Annotated in this window: 17 protein-coding genes; 6 read left to right on the forward strand and 11 right to left on the reverse strand. The window is 74.8% G+C overall.

Going from position 1 to position 19865, the window contains the following annotated elements; all coding sequences use genetic code 11:
* Positions 1 to 436: 436 nt before the first annotated feature.
* The 4 genes from ACYVGT_RS04385 to ACYVGT_RS04400 form a co-directional block, all read right to left on the reverse strand.
* The gene (locus ACYVGT_RS04385; RefSeq protein ID WP_460855089.1) at positions 437 to 1327 is read right to left on the reverse strand and encodes a helix-turn-helix domain-containing protein; all 891 of its coding nucleotides are present in this window, start codon (positions 1325 to 1327) and stop codon (positions 437 to 439) included.
* Between the two features lie 235 nt (positions 1328 to 1562).
* Positions 1563 to 2114, reverse strand: coding sequence for an ATP-binding protein (locus ACYVGT_RS04390; protein ID WP_460855090.1), 552 nt, complete (start codon positions 2112 to 2114; stop codon positions 1563 to 1565).
* A 431-nt stretch (positions 2115 to 2545) separates the two neighbouring features.
* Complete coding sequence (locus tag ACYVGT_RS04395) at positions 2546 to 3286, reverse strand: glycerophosphodiester phosphodiesterase (RefSeq protein WP_460855134.1); 741 nt, start codon at positions 3284 to 3286, stop codon at positions 2546 to 2548.
* A gap of 505 nt (positions 3287 to 3791) precedes the next feature.
* On the reverse strand, positions 3792 to 4547 hold the full coding sequence (locus tag ACYVGT_RS04400; protein WP_460855091.1) for an amidohydrolase family protein: 756 nt from the start codon (positions 4545 to 4547) through the stop codon (positions 3792 to 3794).
* Between the two features lie 323 nt (positions 4548 to 4870).
* Here ACYVGT_RS04400 and ACYVGT_RS04405 point away from each other — a divergent pair, with 323 nt between their 5' ends.
* From ACYVGT_RS04405 to ACYVGT_RS04420, 4 genes are all read left to right on the forward strand, one after another.
* Entirely contained in the window at positions 4871 to 5632 is a 762-nt protein-coding gene (locus ACYVGT_RS04405) for an SDR family oxidoreductase (protein WP_460855092.1), read from the forward strand.
* Positions 5633 to 5801: 169 nt separating this feature from the next.
* Positions 5802 to 7013, forward strand: coding sequence for an acyl-CoA dehydrogenase family protein (locus tag ACYVGT_RS04410; RefSeq protein ID WP_460855093.1), 1212 nt, complete (start codon positions 5802 to 5804; stop codon positions 7011 to 7013).
* Entirely contained in the window at positions 7010 to 8122 is a 1113-nt protein-coding gene (locus tag ACYVGT_RS04415) for an acyl-CoA dehydrogenase family protein (RefSeq protein WP_460855094.1), read from the forward strand. The genes ACYVGT_RS04410 and ACYVGT_RS04415 overlap by 4 nt, the downstream gene beginning before the upstream one ends.
* A 631-nt stretch (positions 8123 to 8753) precedes the next feature.
* The gene (locus ACYVGT_RS04420) at positions 8754 to 9539 is read left to right on the forward strand and encodes a hypothetical protein (protein ID WP_460855095.1); all 786 of its coding nucleotides are present in this window, start codon (positions 8754 to 8756) and stop codon (positions 9537 to 9539) included.
* Positions 9540 to 9601: 62 nt separating this feature from the next.
* On the opposite strand, the gene ACYVGT_RS04425 is transcribed toward ACYVGT_RS04420, so the two are convergent.
* The 7 genes from ACYVGT_RS04425 to ACYVGT_RS04455 all read right to left on the reverse strand — a co-directional run bounded on the left by ACYVGT_RS04425 (position 9602) and on the right by ACYVGT_RS04455 (position 16683).
* Positions 9602 to 10630: a threonine aldolase family protein gene (locus ACYVGT_RS04425; protein WP_460855096.1), complete on the reverse strand. Its 1029-nt coding sequence runs from the start codon at positions 10628 to 10630 to the stop codon at positions 9602 to 9604.
* Positions 10631 to 10816: 186 nt separating this feature from the next.
* Positions 10817 to 11827 (reverse strand): serine hydrolase, encoded by a 1011-nt coding sequence (locus ACYVGT_RS04430; protein WP_460855097.1) that lies wholly within the window; start codon positions 11825 to 11827, stop codon positions 10817 to 10819.
* Positions 11828 to 12027: 200 nt separating this feature from the next.
* Entirely contained in the window at positions 12028 to 12627 is a 600-nt protein-coding gene (locus tag ACYVGT_RS04435; RefSeq protein ID WP_460855098.1) for a CbiQ family ECF transporter T component, read from the reverse strand.
* A complete protein-coding gene (locus ACYVGT_RS04440) occupies positions 12624 to 13379 on the reverse strand; it encodes an energy-coupling factor ABC transporter ATP-binding protein (RefSeq protein WP_460855099.1) in 756 nt (251 codons plus the stop codon). Before ACYVGT_RS04440 ends, ACYVGT_RS04435 begins: the two co-directional genes overlap by 4 nt.
* A 34-nt stretch (positions 13380 to 13413) precedes the next feature.
* Positions 13414 to 14034, reverse strand: coding sequence for a biotin transporter BioY (locus tag ACYVGT_RS04445; RefSeq protein WP_460855100.1), 621 nt, complete (start codon positions 14032 to 14034; stop codon positions 13414 to 13416).
* Between the two features lie 343 nt (positions 14035 to 14377).
* Positions 14378 to 15451 (reverse strand): lactonase family protein, encoded by a 1074-nt coding sequence (locus ACYVGT_RS04450; RefSeq protein ID WP_460855101.1) that lies wholly within the window; start codon positions 15449 to 15451, stop codon positions 14378 to 14380.
* Positions 15452 to 15591: 140 nt separating this feature from the next.
* Positions 15592 to 16683, reverse strand: coding sequence for an Lrp/AsnC family transcriptional regulator (locus ACYVGT_RS04455; protein WP_460855102.1), 1092 nt, complete (start codon positions 16681 to 16683; stop codon positions 15592 to 15594).
* Positions 16684 to 16891: 208 nt separating this feature from the next.
* On the opposite strand from ACYVGT_RS04455, the gene ACYVGT_RS04460 reads away from it, so the two are divergent.
* Complete coding sequence (locus ACYVGT_RS04460; protein WP_460855103.1) at positions 16892 to 18442, forward strand: AbgT family transporter; 1551 nt, start codon at positions 16892 to 16894, stop codon at positions 18440 to 18442.
* Between the two features lie 95 nt (positions 18443 to 18537).
* The gene (locus ACYVGT_RS04465; RefSeq protein WP_460855135.1) at positions 18538 to 19713 is read left to right on the forward strand and encodes a M20 family metallopeptidase; all 1176 of its coding nucleotides are present in this window, start codon (positions 18538 to 18540) and stop codon (positions 19711 to 19713) included.
* Positions 19714 to 19865: the final 152 nt, after the last annotated feature.

The following is a 19865-nucleotide window of genomic DNA, read 5'->3' on the forward strand; positions in this document are numbered from 1 at the left end:
GGGCCCGCCGCCCTCTCCGCTGCACACCGGAGTGGGCGGCGGACGACCGGTCCCATCGGAGGCTCCGGGCGCAGCAGCGCCCGGAGCCTCCGATCGACGTGAGGCCGGGGCGCGCTAACGGGGGCTCGCCCCGGCCGCGCCCGGTCGTGCCGCGCAGGACAGCAGGCCCGGTACACCGATCACGCCGGGCTCCCGCGACCGCGGCGAACGCGCCGCGGGCGAACGCCGGCTCGCCGGAGGCGGCGGGCGGCAGGCCGAACGGCGACGGCGGCTGCCGGGCGTGCACAGCAGCGGCACGGTGCGCGGCTTGCGGTCTCCGCCAGGGCTACCCCAGTGCGGCAGCCGCGTGCGCGGAACCGTCCGCACCGGCCGCGGTCCGAAGCGCCCGGCGGGAAAGCGGGCGTGCGGCCGCCGGCGGTTCGCGGCAGTGCAGCCGTCAGAACTCGTCGATCATCGCCCTGAGGATCTTCTCCGTCTCGGCGGGCGCCTCGGCGACGATGCTGAGCCGCTCCATCGCCATGCTGTAGAGGTCCACCTCGGAGCGCTTGTCGAGGCTGAGCGAGCCGGTCAGGTGCTCGATGTAGACGACGTCGCCGAGCTCGAAGTCGGGGTAGCGCAGGATCGTGAACGACCCGGCCTCTGCGGCGTGCGCGCCGGCGCTGAACGGCACGATCTGCAGCGTGATGTTGGGCCGCTGGCAGAGCTCGACGAGGTGCTCCAGCTGCCGGCGCATGACGTCGACACTGCTGCTCTTCTCGTCCACCGGCCCCACCGGGCGGCGCACGGCGGCCTCGTCCAGGATGGCCCACACGGTGAGGTCGGGCTCGTCGAGGCGCCGCTGGCGCTGCATGCGCACCTGGACGCGTTCTTCGACCGTGTGCTCGGGCGGCGAGACACCGCCGCTGATGACGGAGCGCGCATACTCCTCGGTCTGCAGCAGGCCGTGGATGAACTGCGCCTCGTAGATCCGGATGCGGCTGGCCGCCTCTTCCAGGCCCACGTACGAGCGGAACCACTGGGGCAGCGACTCGCCGTACTGCTGCCACCAGCCCGGCTTGTTCGTCTCCCGGGCCATGTCGCCCATCAGCTTGATGAGCTGGCGGTCGGCCACTCCGTAGAGTTCGAGGAGATCTTCGACGTCACGCGGCTTGAAGCCGACGCGGCCCAGCTCCATGCGGCTGATCTTCGACTCCGAGCCGCGGATGTGGTGCCCGGCTTCGGCGCGGGTGATGTTCGCCTGCTCGCGGTACTTCCGCAGTTCGGATCCGAGCAGCATGCGGCGCACAGTGGGCCCCGCCCCCTCCTTGATGCGGGAGATCCCGCTCATGACCGCTGCCTCCCCGGCTTCACTCGCGAACGCGGTGCCCGGTTGGCTCCGCGGCGCCCGGACTGCCCGATGCGTCGGATTTCAGTGCTGCACCCACCCACGATAGCGCCGCTGAGCGCGCGCGTCCGGACGGACGGTACGGCATGGCGTAAGCCACGGTTGCGGCGGCCCGATGCGCGGCGGCCGGTTGCGCACGGCGACGCAGCGGTGCGGGCTCCGGCCCGTCCGCCGCGGGTCAGCCGATCAGCGCCCAGACGTACTTCCCGCACGGGCGCGCCGGAACAACGCCCCAGCTGCGGGAAAAGCACCCGACCAGGTGCAATCCGCGCCCCGACTCCAGCAGCAGGTCGGGATCGCGCGGCGCGGGCGGGCGGGTGCTCGGGTCGTGGACCGCGCAGACGACCTGCGCGCCGCGGCGCATCAGACGTACGCGGATAACGTTCGCATATCCGTATCCGGGCGGTGCGTCAGGACGTCCGTGCCGGACCGCGTTGGTGACGAGTTCGGACAGGACGAGGTCGAGCGCCTCACCCGCGGTGCGCAGCCCCCACTCGGCGAGGACGGCGGCGCCCGCACTGCGCGCTGCGGCCGGCGCACCGGTCCCGGCCGGCACGGCGACCTCGACGTCGGCGCCGGCGCTTGCGGCAGCGCCCGCCGCAGCCGCATCGGCTGCGGGGACGCCGGCACGTTCAAGCGCGGCGATCCACCAGCGGGCGGGGTCCGCGGAACGGCGCGGAAACCGGGCCGCGAACCGGCCGAAACCCGCCCTGCCGGACGTGTCCTCCACTGACGCTCCGTTCACCGCGATCCCCTCGCAGTCATGTGGCCGACTATGTCGCCATCCCTGTGTGCGCGGTCCGGAGATGCTCCGCGCAAACGCCATATGCACGTGCATATTCCTCATGCATGGCATCCTAGGTCACTCCGTCCCGGCGCACAGGAGATTGGCGCACTTGACCGCACGCAATCCCGGATAAGCGACGTCGCCGCCGATCGGGCAGCACAGCCGCGGCCCGGAGCAGGGAGGCACCGCAGCCCGTTTCGGCCGCAGGGCGCACCGCGGGCAGGAGGCGGAGGACGGGCCTCGCCCGCCGCACCGGGCCTCGGGCGCCGGGGCCGCGGCGAACCGCAGGCACGGCCGGCCCCCGCGGGCCGAGGGGCTGGAGCGCGCCGGCGCACTCCGCGGGCGCGGTCGGCGCGGCCGCAGCCGCGGCAGGGTCAGGCTGCGGCGACGCGGTCCGGGTAGTCGGTGATGATCCCGTCCACCCCGTCCCGGACCAGGCGGCGGATCGCACTGGGATGGTTCGCGGTCCAGCCGAACATCGCCATCCCCTGCCGGTGCACCTGGCGCACATAGGCCGCGGTGACGCGCAGGTGGTGCGGGTGCAGCTGCTGGGCGTAGCGCGCGACGCGGCGCAGCCCGTACCGGCTGTAGGGCCGCCCCAGAGCGGCGGTGCGCAGGCCGGGGACTGCGTCGGCGACGGCGCGCAGGGTCATCCAGTCGAAGCTCTGCAGCACCACGACGCCGAGGTCGGCCGCCGGCGCCCCGCTGGCGCCGAGGAAGGCGGCCAGCCGCGCGCCGACCACCCGGTCGCGGCGCTCCGTCTTCAGCTCGACGAGGGCCCGCACCCCCGTGTCGCGGAGGACTTCGAGCGCCTCGGCGAGAGTCGGGACGCGCTCGCCGGCGAACTCGGGGGCGAACCAGGAGCCAGCGTCCAGCGACCGCACCTCCTCCAGGGTGAAGTCGGTGACGCGCCAGGGACGCCGCTCCGGGAAGCGCGCGGCGGCGTCGGTGGTGCGGATGAGGGTGGGGTCGTGCACGACGACCAGCTCGCCGTCGCGGGTGCTGCGCACATCGATCTCCGCCATGTCCGCGCCGCAGCTGCCCGCGGCGCGCAGAGCGGCGAGCGTGTTCTCCGGCGCATAGGCGGAGGCCCCTCGGTGCGCGACCACGATCACCGCGCCCACCCCCACTTCCCTCGTCCGCGACCGGCAGCGAACCACCGATCAACTCGTAGAGTTACGATACCCCGGTTTGTGGCGGATTTTCGCTACTCTAAGTATTGTCCAGCCGCCCCCACCCGGGGGGGTGGTGCTACCCCGAATCGGACGCGGGAGCCCGCACTCCCGGGCGGCCGCGGAGGGGGAGCCCGGCAATGCTACCGCTACCCAGCGTGACTTTTGCGCTGCGATACGTCGCGGCGGCGCCGGTTGGCGGCGGAGCGCGGCGGCCCGGAAGACCGGTGCGGCGCGGTCGGGGTCACGCTGCGCGATCGGGACGGGGCCGGCACCCGGGAGGCGAGGGCCGGCCGAGCCCCGCAGAGGGGCTCCGTTCAGGCACGGCGGCCGCGCGGTCCGCGCCCCCTGGATCGCGGTCGCGGGCGGCGGCGCTCCCGGGCCGAGCAGGACAGGCCCTCGCACGGCCCGGACCGGGCAGGCCGGGGCGCGGCTGCGGGCCCGCGCGTCAGCCCGCCGAGGAGTGGGCGGAGAGGCCGTAGAAGTCTCGGGCGTTGCGCTCGAACGCGCGCTCCGCCTCTTCGGCGGTGAGGACCTCGGCGACGAGGTCGGCGTCGGTGTCGCGGAAGGGCCGCTCGGAGCGGGTGGAGGGCAGGTCGGTGCCGAACATGAGGGCGCCGGGGTTGACGTCGGCGATGGCGCGCAGGGCCCGGGCGGGGTCGACGTCGCCGCGGCCGAAGCCGGTCGCCTTCACCCGGGCGCCGGAGCCCACCAGGTCGAGCAGGGCCGGCAGGCCCTCCGCGGCGAGGCCGAGGTGGTCGATCGCGATCCGCGGCAGCGGCGCGATGACCGGCGCGACCGCGGGCAGCGTCCGGGAGTCGATGTAGAGCTCGGCGCGCCAGCCGAGCAGGTCGGCCGCACGCAGCCCGAGCTGGACGTGCGCGTCCAGGTCCTCGGCCATGCCGCGGACCAGGTTGAGCCGGAGCGCGCGCACGCCCGCGGCGTGCAGGTCGCGCAGGTCGGAGTCAGAGGTGTCCGGCGGCAGCTGCGCCACGCCGACGAAGGACGGCCCCAGGTCCCGGAGCGCGGCGAGCAGGTGGCCCTGGTCGAACCCCTGGAAGGACGCGGCAACCACGGCGCCCCCGGTGATGCCGAGGGCCCGGGTGCGCTCCCGGTAGTCGTCGACCGTGAACGGGTCGGGCACGTAGCCGCCACCGGTGGCGGCGAAGCGCGGGTCGATGATGTGGAGGTGGGCGTCAAACAAAACGCCATGGCCTTTCGCATGCGGGAACGCGGGACGGTCCTGCGCGGCAGCGCCGGCTGGGGTGCAGCTGCGGGGGCGGAAGGGTCCGTCGTGACCACCGTAGCGCCCGCGGGGCACCGTACCGGGACACCTCCCCCTGCGCCGCGCTCCCGCGCGCCGCGCGCCGCCTGCTGCGGCGCCGGCTCAGCGGGCTTTTTCGCGCTCCCACATACCGCCCGGTCGGTCCCGGCGGTTAGGATCTCCCCCACGTATGCACTGGACCACATCCGCGCCCGGCAGACCCGGCCGGACGCGGGGTGCCGCACCGCCAGGAGGAGCCCACCATGGCCGAAACACCCCGCCGCGTCGCCATCGTCACCGGCGGCGCCCGCGGCATCGGCGCCGCCACCGCACGGCGGCTCGCCGCTGAGGGCCGCGCCGTCGGCATCGTCGACCTCGACGCAGCGGAGGCGCAGGCGGTCGCCGACCAGATCACCGCAGACGGCGGCGAGGCGGTCGGGATCGGCGCCGACGTGTCCGACGCCGACGCGGTGGCCGCGGCCGTCGACACCGTCGCCGAACGCCTCGGCCCGCCGGTCATCCTGGTCAACAACGCCGGCGTGATCCGGGACAACCTCCTGTTCAAGATGACCGAGTCCGACTGGGACACGGTCATGAACGTGCACCTGCGCGGCGCGTTCCTGGCCAGCCGCGCGGCCCAGGCGCACATGACCAAGGAGGGCTTCGGCCGCATCGTCAACCTCTCCTCCAGCTCGGCGCAGGGCAACCGCGGCCAAGTGAACTACTCGGCGGCCAAGGCCGGCCTGCAGGGCTTCACCAAGACCCTCGCCATCGAGCTCGGCAAGTTCGGCGTCACCGCCAACGCGGTCGCGCCCGGCTTCATCCAGACCGACATGACGAAGGCCACCGCCGAGCGGGTCGGCCTGGACTTCGAGACGTTCTCCAAGGCGGCAGCGGACAACATCCCGGTCCGCCGCCCGGGGCGCCCCGAGGACATCGCCAACACCATCGCCTTCCTCACCGGCGAGGAGGCGGGCTTCGTCTCCGGCCAGGTGATCTACGTGGCCGGCGGCCCGCTGGACTGACCCCGCCGGGGCCCACCGGCCGCAGCAGGAGCACAGCGCACAGCAGGCGCCCGGGCCGGGCGCCCCGATCGGCTCCCCGGAGCAGTCGCGCGGAGCCCACCGCGGCAGCCGGCCGACCCCCGCGGTCGGGCCGGCTGCCCGACGCAGAGCCCACGATGCAGGAGGTCTCATGTCAGCGGTCCCCGACGCGGCGGAACTGGACGCCGCCGAACTGCGGCGGCGCGTCGCAGAGTTCACTGCGGCGCACGATCCCGACCAGACGCCGCAGCAGGAGTTCCTGGCCGCGCGCTTCGACGCCGGCCTGGCCTGGGTGCACTTCCCGGAGGGGGCGGGCGGGCTCGGCGCCCCCCGCGCGCTGCAGGCGGTGGTCGATGCGGAGTTCGCGCGGCTCGGCGCCGCGCCCACCGGCCGCGAGGGCCTGGTGATCGGTCTGGGCATGGCGGCGCCGACCATCCTGGCCTTCGGCACCCCGGAGCAGCGCGCCCGCTACCTCAAGCCGCTCTACACCGGCGAGGAGGTGTGGTGCCAGCTGTTCAGCGAGCCGGGCGCGGGCTCGGACCTGGCCGCCCTGGGCACCCGCGCCGTGCGCGGCGGCGGGGAGGGAGACTGGACCGTCGACGGACAGAAGGTGTGGACGTCGCTGGCCCACCGGGCGCGGTGGGCGATCCTGATCGCGCGCACCGACCCGGACGTGCCCAAGCACAAGGGCCTCAGCTACTTCATCTGCGACATGCAGGCCGACGGCGTGGAGGTGCGTCCGCTCCGCCAGCTCACCGGCGAGGCCGAGTTCAACGAGGTCTACCTGTCCGGGGTGCGCATCCCCGACTCCCAGCGGCTCGGCGCGGTCGGTGAGGGCTGGAAGGTCGCGCAGACCACCCTGATGAACGAGCGGGTCGCCATCGGCGGCCAGGCCGACCCGCGTGAGGGCGGCATGATCGGCGTCGTCGCCGACCTGTGGCGGTCCCGGCCCGAACTGCGCACCCCCGGCGGCCACGACGCGCTGCTGCGCCTGTGGGCGGAGGCCGAGGCGGCGCGGCTGACCAAGGAGCGGTTGCGCCAGCAGCTCGCGGCCGGCGCGCCCGGCCCGGAGGGGTCGGCGGCCAAGTACGCGTTCTCCCGGCTGAACCAGGCGATCTCCGGGCTGGAGCTGGAGCTGCTCGGCGAGGAGGGGCTGGCCTACGACGACTGGACCTTCCGCCGGCCCGAGGGGGTCGGCTTCGCCGACCGCAGCCCCGGCTTCCGCTATCTGCGCAGCAAGGGCAACTCGATCGAGGGCGGCACGACCGAGATCCTGCGGACCATCATCGCCGAGCGCGTGCTGGGGCTGCCGCCGGAGATCCGGGTGGACAAGGACGTCGCGTGGAAGGACCTGCCGAAGTGAGCGAAGCAGCAGCCGACCTCCTGTACAGCGAGGTCGAAGAGGAACTGCGGGCGAGCGTGCGGTCGCTGCTGGCGGACCGGTGCCCGCCCGAGGCGGTCCTGGCCCGGGTGGAGACCGCCGAGGTGGCCGACGCGGCGCTGACCAAGGACCTTGCCGGCCTGGGCGCGCTGGCGCTGCCGATCCCCGAGGAGCTCGGCGGCGCCGGGGCGTCCTGGCGGGAGGCGTCGGTGGTGGCCGAGGAGCTGGGGCGGGCGGTCGCACCGGTGCCGTTCCTCGGCAGCGCGGTGCTGGCCGCCGGAACGCTGCTGGCGGCCGGCCCGGGAGCGGAGCCGGCGCTTCGCGAGCTCGCCGGCGGCGAGGTCACGGCGGCGCTCGCCGTCGGCCTGGGGACTGCGCCGGGCGCGCCGTTCCCCGGCACGGTGCGCGCCGAAGGAGGGCGGCTGTCCGGCGCGGTCTCCGCGGTGGCCGACGCGCTCCCGGCGGGCCGGTTCGCGGTACCCGCCACCGGCCCGGACGGACCTGCGCTGTACTGGGTGAACGCCGGCGACGCGACGGTCTCAGCCGCGGTCACGCTGGACCTGACCCGGCCGCTGGCCGAGGTGCGGCTGGACGGCGCGCCCGGCGAGCTGATCGCCTCCGGGGACGCCGCCGAGCGGGCGGTCGCCGCGGGACTCCGCACCGGCGCAGCGCTGCTGGCCGCCGAGCAGCTGGGCGTGGCCGAATGGGCGCTGTCCACCACCGTGGACTACCTGAAGACACGCACCCAGTTCGGCCGGCCGGTCGGCTCGTTCCAGGCGCTCAAGCACCGGCTGGCCGATCTGTGGGTCTCGATCGCCCAGGCGCGCGCGGTGGTGCGGGCGGCTGCGTCGACGGCGGGCGGGGACGGCCGCGAGGCCGACCTGAACGCCGCACTGGCCCAGGCGTTCGTGTCCGGCGTGGCGGTCACGGCGGCGGAGGAGGCGGTGCAGCTGCACGGCGGCATCGGATTCACCTGGGAGCACCCGGCCCACCTGTACCTGAAGCGCGCCAAGAGCGCCTCCCTGGCACTGGGTACCGCCGACCGCAACCGCCAGCGCCTCGCCGCGCTGGCCGACCTGCCCCCGGCGTAGCCCGCGGCCCGGTCCCCCGGCCCAGCCCGCGCAGTGTGGGCCGGGGGCCGTCTGCACCCGGCGGGCCCGCACCGTACATGCGTGCACCAACCGCACGCGAGGCTCTTCGCCGTACCCGGCCCCTCGCTCGAACCCCCCCCCATGAACGACGATGCTGCCCGCTCCGGCACCGCCGAGATCCACCCGGAGCGCATGGCCGAGGTCGCCGAGTCGTGGAACGCCTCGGGTGACGGCCCCTCGCCCTCCGCCCGCTCGACATCATCGACTCCTCCTTCACCGGCCTGGAGTACCTGGAGCCCGGCTTGGGTGCCGCTGAACCGCTGGCGCCCCTCCCCATCGACGTCGGCACCCCCGGCGACGTCGACGCCTACTGCGCAGTCCTCCGCGAGCCGTAACCCGCCCGGCCCCAACTCCCCACCAGAAATCCCCGGGCCGGAGACCCGATATCTCCGGCCCGGGGATTCTCTGCATGCAATCCCCTCCCCGAGAGAATTTGCGAGATGATTTCATGATTCCGCACTGACATTCCGGAACATTTCTATTTTCCGCTGCGGAGAAGTCACTGCGTGACTATTTTCCTGGCATGACTTCGACACAGGCCCCCGCAGGCCACAAGCATCCAGGAGATTCCGTGGGCGCGCCCGACTGCGACGTGCGATTCTGCGACGCATACCGCCAAGGAAAGTCTGGAGGAATGGAAATAGGCAGGCGAGAGGGTCGGGTCGAAGGACTTCAGACTTCCCTTTCGGTCGTCTTGAAGGCGCGCGGTTTCGAGGTTTCAGAGCATAGCGGCCGGTACAGCAGCTGCACCGAAACCGAAAAGCTGACCATGTGGCTTCGCCGTTCCGCGGTCGCCGGGACAGCAGAGGACGTGTTCCGGGAGGACGACCGCTCTCGCCCCGGAGAGCGCGGTTTTCAGACAGGGTTCTTCCGTTACCCCTTCTTGAGTGGAAAGACCGAGGCCGCACTCACCGTCCTACGAGAGCGCAGCGGCGGTGTGTCGGCCGCGCAGTGGGAGCTCATCGCGTCGTTCGGATCCCGACAGCTGAACGCCTGGCTCCAAAACGCCCGAACGGAAGTCCGCATCGCCTCCGCCGATGTCCGCCCGGTGTTCAGGAGCGCTACTGGCTGCTGTCGGTTCGGTGAGCGCGAGATCCAATACGAGTTGTTCCGATGCGCCTTCCGCAATGGTTTCGAGTTCGGTTGCCGTCTCCTTCACGGCGAAACCGAGGCCGAGGCCGTGCTGGGGCTCCTGCTGATGCGGGGAGTCGAGCTGACGGAGTCCGCGCGGAAGCGAATCATGGACTGCGCCGACTCCGACCAGCTGGACACCTGGGCGGTGCGTGCTGTCGTCTCACGTACCGCTGAAGATGTCTTCGAGCGCTGGCCAGATGAGGATCCGGTGGATACCGACTGAACTGTTCGGCGACCGACGCCCCCGCCCCCGACGTCCTCCTCGCCAGGGTCGGGGGCGTCTGGTCAGGCCTCGCCTGCCAGTGGCGCGGACGCCTTCGCGATGCGGCTGACGGCGTCGTCGACGGCGGAGGCGGAGACATCGAGGTGGCAGACCATGCGGAGGCTGCCGGGGCCGAGGACGACGCTGCCGACGCCGGCGCCGGCGAAGGCGGTGGCGTAGCGCTCCGCGCGGCCGGCGGGCGTGGCCACGATGGCCATGTTGGTCTGGGCGCGGGCGTCCAGCCCCGGGAGGGTGGCGATACCGGCGGCCAGCCGCTCGGCGTTGGCGTGGTCCTCGGCGAGCCGGTCGACGTGGTGGTCGAGCGCGTACAGGGCGCCCGCAGCGATGATGCCGGCCTGCCGCATGCCGCCGCCGAGGAGCTTGCGGGCGCGGCGGGCGCGCGCGATGGTGCCGGCGGTCCCGGCGAGCGCGGCGCCCACCGGCGCGCCCAGGCCCTTGGAGAAGCACACGGTGACGGTGTCGGCGCCGGCCGCGGCCTCGGCCGGCGTCACGCCGCGCGCAACCGCCGCGTTCCACAGCCGCGACCCGTCCAGGTGCACTGCCAGGCCGTGCTCGGCGGCGAAGGCGGCGACCCGGCGCTGGCCGGCGGCCGGCATGACGCGGCCGGTGAAGGTGTTCTCCAGCGCGATGACGGCCGGCGCAGCGCGGTGCACGTCGTCGGTTCCGGCGATCCACGCGTCCAGCACGTCCTGCGGCGGCATGCTCTCCGGCCCGTCGAAGGTGCGCGGCAGCAGGCGGGACAGCACCGAGGATGCGCCCTGCTCGTTGGCGACGACGTGGCTCTGCGCGTGCGCCCACAGCTCGGTGCCGCTGGCGGCCGAGACGTATAGCGCGATCTGGTTCGCCATGTGCGCCGACGGCGTGTAGAGCGCAGCCTCCTTGCCGAGCAGTTCGGCGGTGCGCTCCTCCAGGGCGCGCACCGCCGGGTCCTCGCCGAAGACGTCGTCGCCCACCTCCGCGTCGGCCATTGCGCGCCGCATCGCGGGCGTGGGGCGGGTCATGGTGTCCGAGCGGAGGTCGATGTCGGGCATGCGGGACTCCCGTCTGCAGGATGGGCCGGTGGAGGGGGGCGGTGTGCGCCACGGACACCGCCAGGGGGTTCAGGGCGCCGAGCAGGAGGAGGCCCCTGCTGCGTACGCCCCGGCACCCCAGCCTATGCACCGCGGCTCAGCCCGCCCGGCCCCGGCCCGCCCCGCCGCGGCGCAGCCGGGCCCCGCCTACCCGCCCTGATCCGGGCCGGCGCCGTGCCCGCTGCGGCGGGCGGAGGCGAGCGCGTCCACGACGGCGGAGGCGACGTGCTCGGTGCAGTCGATCCCGGCGCCGTAGGTGGCGTGGCCGGCGGAGAGCACGGCAACGAGGTACTCCTGCCCGCCCGCGCGCACCCGCCCGAAGCTGTTCGCGGCCCACAGTCCGCCTTCGGAGTCCTGCGGAGCCCAGCCGTTCTTCAGCTCGGCGGCGCCGTCCGAGGCGGCGGAGACCCCCCACGCCTGCTCCGGCGCCACGTCCCCCATCAGGGAGCGGAGCCATTCGCGGTCCTCCTCCGCCAGCGGCCCGGCGGAGGTGAAGATGCTCTGCAGCAGCGTGATGCGGTCCTCGGCGGTGGTCCGGGTCTGGCCCCACCGGCCGGTGTCGGAGGAGACCGTGCCCTGCAGGCCGAGCTCGCCGATGCGCTCATCGAAGCCGGCGGTGGCGCCGAGGTCGGCGAACAGGGCGTCGGCCGCCTCGTTGTCGCTGTAGCGCAGCGCCTCTTCGATCCGCGTCCGGTCGGCGCTGTCCAGCGCGCGGTCGCCGGAGCGGTCCTGGAGCAGCAGCAGGGCGGCGATGTCGACCTTGACGGCGCTGGCGGTGGGGAACGGCTCCCCGGCTGCATAGCCGTAGTCGGCCGCGCCGTCCAGGGCCACCGCGGCCACTGCGAAGCGCCCCTGGACCTGGTCGGCGTAGGCGTCCAGGTCCTCGGTCAGTGCGCGGTCCGCCCGGCTGCTGAGCCCGGCGGCCGGACGGGGCGCGGACGCCTCCCAGAGCGAGGGGGCTGCTGCGCCCGCTGCCGGCGGAGGCGGCGCGGGGAGCGCGGGGGGTGCGCCCGGCGCGCTCAGCGGCAGGAGGACGACCGCGGCCGGGGCGACCAGCAGGCCGGCGCAGGCCGCGCGGAGCAGTGCCCAGCCCGGTCCGGGGCCGGAGTCGTTGCGCGTCCCCGCCGGAAATGCGTCAGATCTTTTCGGACTTTTCATGACGAATCACCGCCAACCCCCATGGTGGCATGACCGCTCCGCAACGATCCGGATCCGCGGGCCCGCATGCGTGTCGGCAGGGGCCCGGCCCCGAGGGGAAGGGTCCGCCGTCCGCTCCGGCGCCAGCGGCGCCGCGTGCGGGGCGGCGCGCGCCTCACCGGACGGCAGGACCGAGCGGGACGGCCACGGGGCGGCGCGGCTCAGTCCAGGCCGCGGGCCGTCATCGCCTCGCCCATGGACTCTGCGGAGCGGATCAGGCCGACGACGATGGGCACCACGAGGAGGTGGGGGCGGCGGCGGATGCCGCGGGCGGCGTAGGCCTCGCGGCAGGAGCGCGCCACGTCGGCGACGAGCGGGACCGCGCGCACGGTCAGCGCCAGTACCAGCGCCACCCGCCGCGGGTCCGCGCCCAGCGGGGCAAGCGGCCGGCAGAGCCGCTCGAAGAGGGTGAGCATCGCGGCGACCCGGGTGGTGGCGGTGACCAGGCCTGCCAGCAGGACCGCCGAGGACAGCAGCGCCGCCATCCGCAGCGCCGCCGCTGCGTCGCCGGCCAGTGCCTGGAAGAGCGCGAGGAGGGCGATGAACGGCAGCACGGCCCGCAGGATGCCGAGCGGGCGCCGCAGACCGAGGCCGCAGAGCGGGTAGGCGGCGAGGGCCGCGGCGGCGGTGGCCGCGCCCGCGGCGGGGCCGCCGGCCGCCACCAGCAGGGTGATGCCGGCGAGCAGGCCGGCCAGTTTCGCGCCGGCCGGCGCGCGGTGCAGGACCGAGCGGCCCGGCACGTAGCTGGCGACCGGGTTCACCGGCCGCCCTCCGGGCCGGCGCCGCGGGCAGCGCTGTCCGCCCCTCCGGGCCCCTCCCCCGCCCCGCCCTGCGCGCGGCTCTCCATCAGTGCGGTGTAGTGGGCTGCCGCCGCGTCCGGGACGCCGTCGAAGACCACGGCGCCGCCGTCCATGACGAGGACGCGGTCGAACCCGGCGAGCAGGTCGAGGTGGTGGGTGAGCAGGATGAGCTGCTGCGGCAGGTCGCGCAGCGTGCGCGCGATGACGCGGGCGTTGTGCAGGTCGAGGAGGGTGGTGGGCTCGTCGCAGACCAGCACCTCGGGCTCGGTGGCCAGCACCGAGGCCAGCGCCAGCATCTGCTTCTGGCCTCCGGAGAGCAGGTGGGCCGGATGGTCCCGGTGGCCGTCCAGGCCGTGCCGGCGCAGCACCCCGTCGACGCGGCGCTCCACCTCGTCTGCGGGCAGTCCGCTGCCGCGCAGGCCGAGGGCGACGTCTTCGGCGACGGTCGGCATGAGGATCTGCGTCGCGGCGTCGGAGAACACGAAGCCGACCCGCCGCCGGACCGCGCGGGTGCGCGTGCGGGTGTCGTCGCCGTCCACCGCCACCCGGCCGGAATCGGGGATGACCAGGCCGTTGAAGGTGCGCGCCAGCGTCGACTTGCCGGATCCGTTGGCGCCGATCACCCCGATCCGCCGCTCAGCCAGGTCGAGGGTGATTCCGGACAGCACGGTCCGCCCCTCGTAGGCGTGGGTGACGTTGCGGAGTTCGATCATGGCGGCCTTCTGGCGGTGGGCGGGCGGGGCAGGGTCAGTCGGCGGGCGCGGCCGCACCGGTTCTGCGGCCGGCCGGCGGCACCGGGTAGGCGCGCTGGACGCCGGCGGCGACGGCGGCGGCGAGCGCCGCCTTGGCCAGGTCGCCGGGGAGGAACGCCACCGCGCCGAGCAGCGCGGCGGCGGTGAAGTCGCCGGTGTAGAGGGCGGTCCACGGGATGCCGACAAGGTAGACGACCGCGATGCCGCCGACCGCATTGGCGGCAAAGAGGATCCAGAACGGACGCCGCGCGGCGCTGCGCACGAGCAGGCCGATGACCAGCGCGCCGAAGACCCAGCCGACCATGTAGCCGCCGGTGGGGCCGATGAACGGCTCGACCCCGCCCCGCCCGCCGGGCAGCAGCGGGAGTCCGGCCAGGACGAGCGCGAGGAAGGTGAGGACGGCGAGGGTGCCGCGCTTCGCGCCGAGGATGGACGGCGCCAGCATCACTCCGAGGGACTGCAGCGTGATCGGCACCGGGCCGACCGGGATGGCGAACGGCATGCTGAGCACGGCGATGAGCGCGGCGAACACGGCGATGAGCGCGAGGTCGCGGGCGGCGAGACCGCGGTAGCGGACGTCGTGCGGCCCGGACGCGCCGCGGGGGGACTCGGACATGGGGCTCCCTGCAACCGGCTGACCTGGACGTTCCCATTGTCCGTCATGCCCGGTTCCGCGGGAGCGCCGAGCCCCACAGATTCCCCCCGGCTGTTTTTGTCGGCCCCTGCCTTCCCAGGCGCTCCGGACCGCCTGGTCCGCTGGGGAGGGCTGCAGCCCGGGCCCCGCGCAGTGCGCCGCGGGCCGGGACCGCGCTGTGGGCCTCCGCCGCGCCGGGTGGGCGGCCGGGAGCGGGCGGCACGGCACCGTGCCGGGCCCAGCGGTCCCCACCGCCCTTATGCCCCACCGCGCGCTTCGGCCGGCGGCTGGGCCGGTCGCCCCGCCTGCGCCGGGAGACGCGGGACTACAGCGGCAGCACACACGCCGGGTCGGGGACCGCGAATTCGGCGGCGGGCGGCCCCGGGACGCCGGTGTCCGGGTCGATGGGGAGAGCGGTCACGGTGCCGGAGTACTGGTTGGCGGCGACGAGGAAGCTGCCGGCGCGGGCGATGTGGCGGGGCCAGGCTCCGCCGGTCGGTGCGGCGCCGACCCGGCGCAGCGCGCCGTCGGCGACGTCGAAGACCGCGACCGTGTCCGGGCCGCGGAGCGACACGGTGAGCCGGCGTCCGTCCGGGGACAGCAGGATCTCCCCCGGGAACGCCGCGCCCGGTTCACCCGCCGGAGCGGCACCGAGCGGGCGCGCGGTTCCGGAGCCGGGGTCGAAGGCGAGCGCGTGCACCCGCGCGTCGAGTTCGCCCGCGACGAAGACGCGGCCGTCGGGGTGGACCGCGCAGTGCCGCGGCCCCGTGCCGTCCGGCAGCCGGATCGCGACTGCGGGCGGGCCTGCGGGCTCCGCTGCTGAAGCGTCGAACGGGACGCTGTACAGGGCGTCGGCCCCCAGGTCGGCGATGAGGAGGTGGCGGCCGCCGGGCGCCAGCACCGTGCTGTGCGCGTGCGGGCCCTCCTGCCGGTCGGGGACGCCGCCCGATCCGGGTGCCGCTGCGGCGATCCGGGCAGCCACGGCTCCGGCTCCGGGACCGCCGAGGGAGTGCACGGTGACCGAGCCGTCGCCGTAGTGTGCGGCGACCGCGTGCCGCCCTGCCGGATGCACCAGCACGTGGCAGGGGGCCGTCCCGCCGGTCTCCGCCGCCCAGTCGGCACTGCCGGAAGCGTCCGCACCCCCGGTCCCCTCCGGGCCGCCGGCGAGGAAGGCCAGGCCGCCGGCCGGGCGCTCGGCGACGGCGACGATCCCGCCCGGCGCCGCCGCCAGGAACGACGGGCCGACGGCCGGCCGCGGCGGCCCGCCGGCGCGGAGCCTTCCGGTGGCGGTGTCCAACAGGACCGGGTAGGCACCCGCTCCCCCGCCCTCCGGCTCCGAGCCCGGCGTGTAGGTCCCGATCCAGAGGAGCCGCTCTCCCCCGCCGTGTGCTCCGGCCATGCCGCCTCCGCCGTCCTCTCCGCCTGGCTGCCGCCCCTACCGCGGGCCCGGCCAGCATGCCCCACCGGCCTGCCGCGGGGTAAGGGCGGCGCCCCCTCGTTGTGCATCCGGCGGGCGCGCACCGAACGGTCCGGCCGCGGTCAGCCGCCGGCGCCGAGGCGGCCTTCGCGGCGGTCGATCCAGTAGCGGCGGACGACGTCGAGCAGGACCGAGGAGCGGACGTCGGCCACTCCGGGCAGGTCGGCGAGGTCCCCGGTGAGGAAGCGGCCGAGCCCGGTCTCGTCCCGGAACACGCCGTGGTGGATGACCGACACCGCGCCGGCCACCACCGAGACGTAGCGGGCCGACGGGTGCGCGGCCAGCCGCTGCGCGACGCGCGCGATCGCGCCCGGGTGCACCGTCAGCGACAGCACCACCTCCAGGTGCATCCCCAGTGCGGTCGGCTCGATCTCCACCCGCGGGCGCACGGCGCCGCGCTCCAGCAGCCCCTGCACGATCCGGTAGGCGGTCGACTGGCTGGTGCCGAGCGCCCGCGCCACCTCACCCGAGCCGGCGCGCGCGTCGCGGTGCAGCAGGCGCACGGCGGCGGCCTCCTCCGCGGACAGGGCGTCCGCCCGCTCGCGCACGGTGCCGTCGTCGGGCACCTGCAGGCGGTAGGGCTCCAGCGGCGCCAGCCGCTCCGGGCCCAGCCGGTCCAGCCGCCAGGCGTCGGCCCGCGCGACGGCCTGCACCACCAGGTCGGACTGCGTGGCGCGGACCCCGGAGACGCCCGGCACGTCCCGGGTGAGCAGCCGGGCCGCGTGCTCGCGGCCGGTGGGGTGGGCGACGCAGTACACGTCGGCGCGGCCGCTGCTCACCGCAGCGAGCTGGATGTCGCTGCGCTCGGCCAGCCGCCGCGCGACGTCCGGCGACGCGCCGGGCACCGTGTCCAGCCAGATGTGCCGCGGCGTGGTGGCCGAGAAGAACGCCCAGTCGAGCTGCCCGACGACGCGGAGCAGCCCGTCCGCCCGCAGCCGGGCCAGCCGGCGCGCCACCGTGCTCGGCGCCGTGTCCAGCGCGGCGGCGACGGCGCTCGCGGGAGCGCGGGGCGCGAACTGCAGCGCATCGACGAGGTCCAGGTCGCGCTCGTCCAGCAGCGCTGCCCCTGGCACCGGGGCGGCGCTCCGGGGACTGGCGGCATCGGCGGCACCGCCGGCGGAGCGGTCAGGGCGGGGGTCAGGGTCAGCAGCCACATTCGGATCATAGCCGCGATCCCCCGGCCGAAATCTGACTTAATCAACCGTTACCAGCACTGATCTTGACAGGAACCTGCACAGAACGGGAGTCTCTCGATATCGCCCCGCCGGGCGGATCCCCGCACGCCACAGGCCCGCACCGCTCCGCCGCTCCTACCGCGCGGACGCGTCCCGCAACCCGCACCATCCGCCGAGGAGGACCCCGATGGCCGCAGCCGACCCCGGCGCCGCCAGCCGGCCCATGGCCGCGCTGATGCGCGCCCTGCAGTTCATCGAGCGGGCGGGCAACAAGCTGCCGCACCCGTTCTGGCTGTTCAGCCTGATGGCCCTGTTCGTGATCCTGCTGAGCGCCGTGCTCAACGCGTTCGGCGTGTCGGCCGTATCCCCGGTGGACGGCGGGGAGATCGCGGTCAAGAGCCTGCTCAGTGCCGAGGGCGCCGCGATGATGCTGGACGGCGCGGTGGAGAACTTCGCCGGCTTCCCGCCGCTCGCGCTGATCCTGGTGGTGATGCTCGGCGTCGCGGTGGCCGAGCGCGCCGGGATGCTCAACGCGCTGCTCCGCGGAAGTGTCACCCGCGTCCCGCCGCGGCTGCTCACCTTCACGCTGGCGCTGACCGGCATCTGCGGCTCGATCGCCTCGGACGCGGCCTACGTGGTGCTCATCCCGCTGGGCGCCATGGTGTTCAAGGCGGCCGGCCGCAGCCCGATCCTCGGCCTGGTGGTGGCGTTCGGCTCCATCTCCGCCGGCTATGACGCCTCGATCATGGTCACCCCGGTCGACGCCCTGTTCGCCGGCCTCACCACGAGCGCCGCGCAGGTGATCGATCCGGACTACGTCGTCTCCCCACTGGGCAACTACTTCTTCAACGCGGTCAGCGCGCTCCTGCTCGCGCTCATCGTCACGGCCGTCGCCGAACTGCTGCTGGCGCGCAGCACCGCCTCGATGGAGGTCGACGGCGACACGGAGGGCGCCGAGGAGGAGTTCGGCGCGCTGAAGCTGTCCGCCGTGGAGCGCAAGGGCCTGCGCAACGCCGGCCTGGTGCTGCTGGCCGTCGCGGCGGTGCTGATCGCGTCGCTGGTGCCGGCGGGCTCTCCACTGCGCGGCGAGGACGGCTCGGTGATCGCCTCGCCGATCATCACCGGCATCGCGTTCATCATCGGCCTCGTCTTCCTCGCCATGGGCGCCGTCTACGGGCGGACCACCGGCTCGCTGCCCACCATGCGCGACATCCCCGACGCGATGGCGCAGGGCGTGCGCGATCTGGCGCCGGTCATCGTGCTGTTCTTCGCGGCCTCGCAGTTCATCGCCTACTTCGCCTGGACCGGCCTGGGCGAGGTCATCGCGATCCACGGCTCGGCAGTCCTCGGCGATGCCGGGGTGCCGATCCCGGTGATGCTGCTCGGCATGCTGCTGATCATCTGCGTCCTCAACCTCATGATCACCAGCGGCTCGGCGCTGCTCACGCTGATCGCACCGGTGTTCGTGCCGATGTTCATGCTGCTGTCGATCCCGCCGGAGACCACCATGGCGGTCTACCGGGTCGCCGACTCCACCACCAACGTCATCAGTCCGATGTCGCCGTACTTCGCAATGGCGCTCGGCTTCCTCCAGCGCTACCGCCGCGACGCCGGGATCGGCACCCTGCTGTCGATGACGCTGCCGCTCTCGGTCTGCATGCTCATCGGCTGGACCGCGCTGCTGATGCTCTGGTGGGCCCTGGGCATCCCGCTGGGCCCGGGCGCCCCCGTCCGCTGACCCGGGTGCGGCCGCCCGGCGGCGCCGCGCCCGTGCACCCTGCACCCACTCGAAGAGGAGAACCCGTGACGGACGCGGCACCCGCTGCAGCCGAGATGACCGCTCTGGCCGCCCTGGCCCGGCGCGACCTGCCGGAGGTCCTCGCCGACCTGCGGCGGATGGTGGAGCACGAGACGCCCAGCGACGACAAGCCCCTCCTCGACGCCGGACTGGACGACATCGAGGCGTGGCTGACCGAGCGCCTGGGGGCGCCGGCCGAGCGGGCCCGCCACGCCGGCGGCGGCTACGGCGACGTGCTGGAGGTGCTCTATCCGGGCACCGGGGACGGCGCCGCGGCCGGCACCGTCCTGCTGCTGTGCCACTACGACACGGTCTGGCCGCGCGGCACGCTCGCCGAGTGGCCGGTCGCGATCGACGGCGACCGGTTCACCGGCCCCGGCTGCTTCGACATGAAGGCCGGCATCGTGCAGGGCGTGTGGGCGCTGCGCGCGCTCCGCGAGCAGGGCCTTCCGGTGCCCGCGGTGCGGTTCCTGCTCACCGGCGACGAGGAGATCGGCAGCCCGGCCTCCCGGGAGCACATCGAGCGGTGCGGCGCAGCGAGCGCGCTGACCCTGGTGCTGGAGCCGAGCCGGGCCGGCAAGGTGAAGACGGGCCGCAAGGGCATGGGCCTGTTCGACGTCGAGGCCATCGGGGTGGAGTCGCACGCCGGGCTCGACCCGGAGTCGGGGGCGAGCGCGGTGCACGCGCTGGCCGAACTGGTGCCGCAGATCGCCGCACTCGCCGCCCCGGAGCGCGGCACCACCGTGAATGTCGGCGTGATCTCCGGCGGTACCGGGCGCAACGTCGTCGCGGGGCGCGCGGCGGCCCAGGTCGACGTGCGCGTCACCGATCCGGCCGAGCAGGAGCGGGTGTCGGCGGGCTTCGCCGCGCTCGAACCGCGCGACGACCGGGTCTCGGTGGCGGTCACCGGCGGCTGGAACCGGCCGCCGATGAACCCGGGCCCGATGACCGGCGCCGCGTTCGCCCTGGCCCGCGCTGTCGCCGCGGAACTCGGCGCCGACCTCGGCCAGATCTCGGTGGGCGGCGCGAGCGACGGCAACCTCGTCGCCGCGCTGGGCCGCCCCGTCCTGGACGGCCTCGGCGCCGCGGGCGCCGGCCCGCACTCCCGCGACGAGCACGTCTCCGTCTCCGGAACTCCGCACCAGACCGCCCTCGTCGCCGGCCTCCTCACCCGCCTCGCCGCCCATGGCGGCCTGCCGGCGGCGTCCTGACGGGCGCTGGGCCCGCGGCACACCAGAGCCGCACCGGTTCGGGCCGGCCAGCCCGACCGCGGAGCCCTCGGAGCGCGGGCCGCTCCGGGGGCTCCGCCGCTTCCCGAACCCCGAGATCCCGCGCTCACCTCGGGGGAGGGCTGGGCCGCATG

The sequence above is a fragment of the Nocardiopsis coralliicola genome (genome assembly GCF_054779695.1).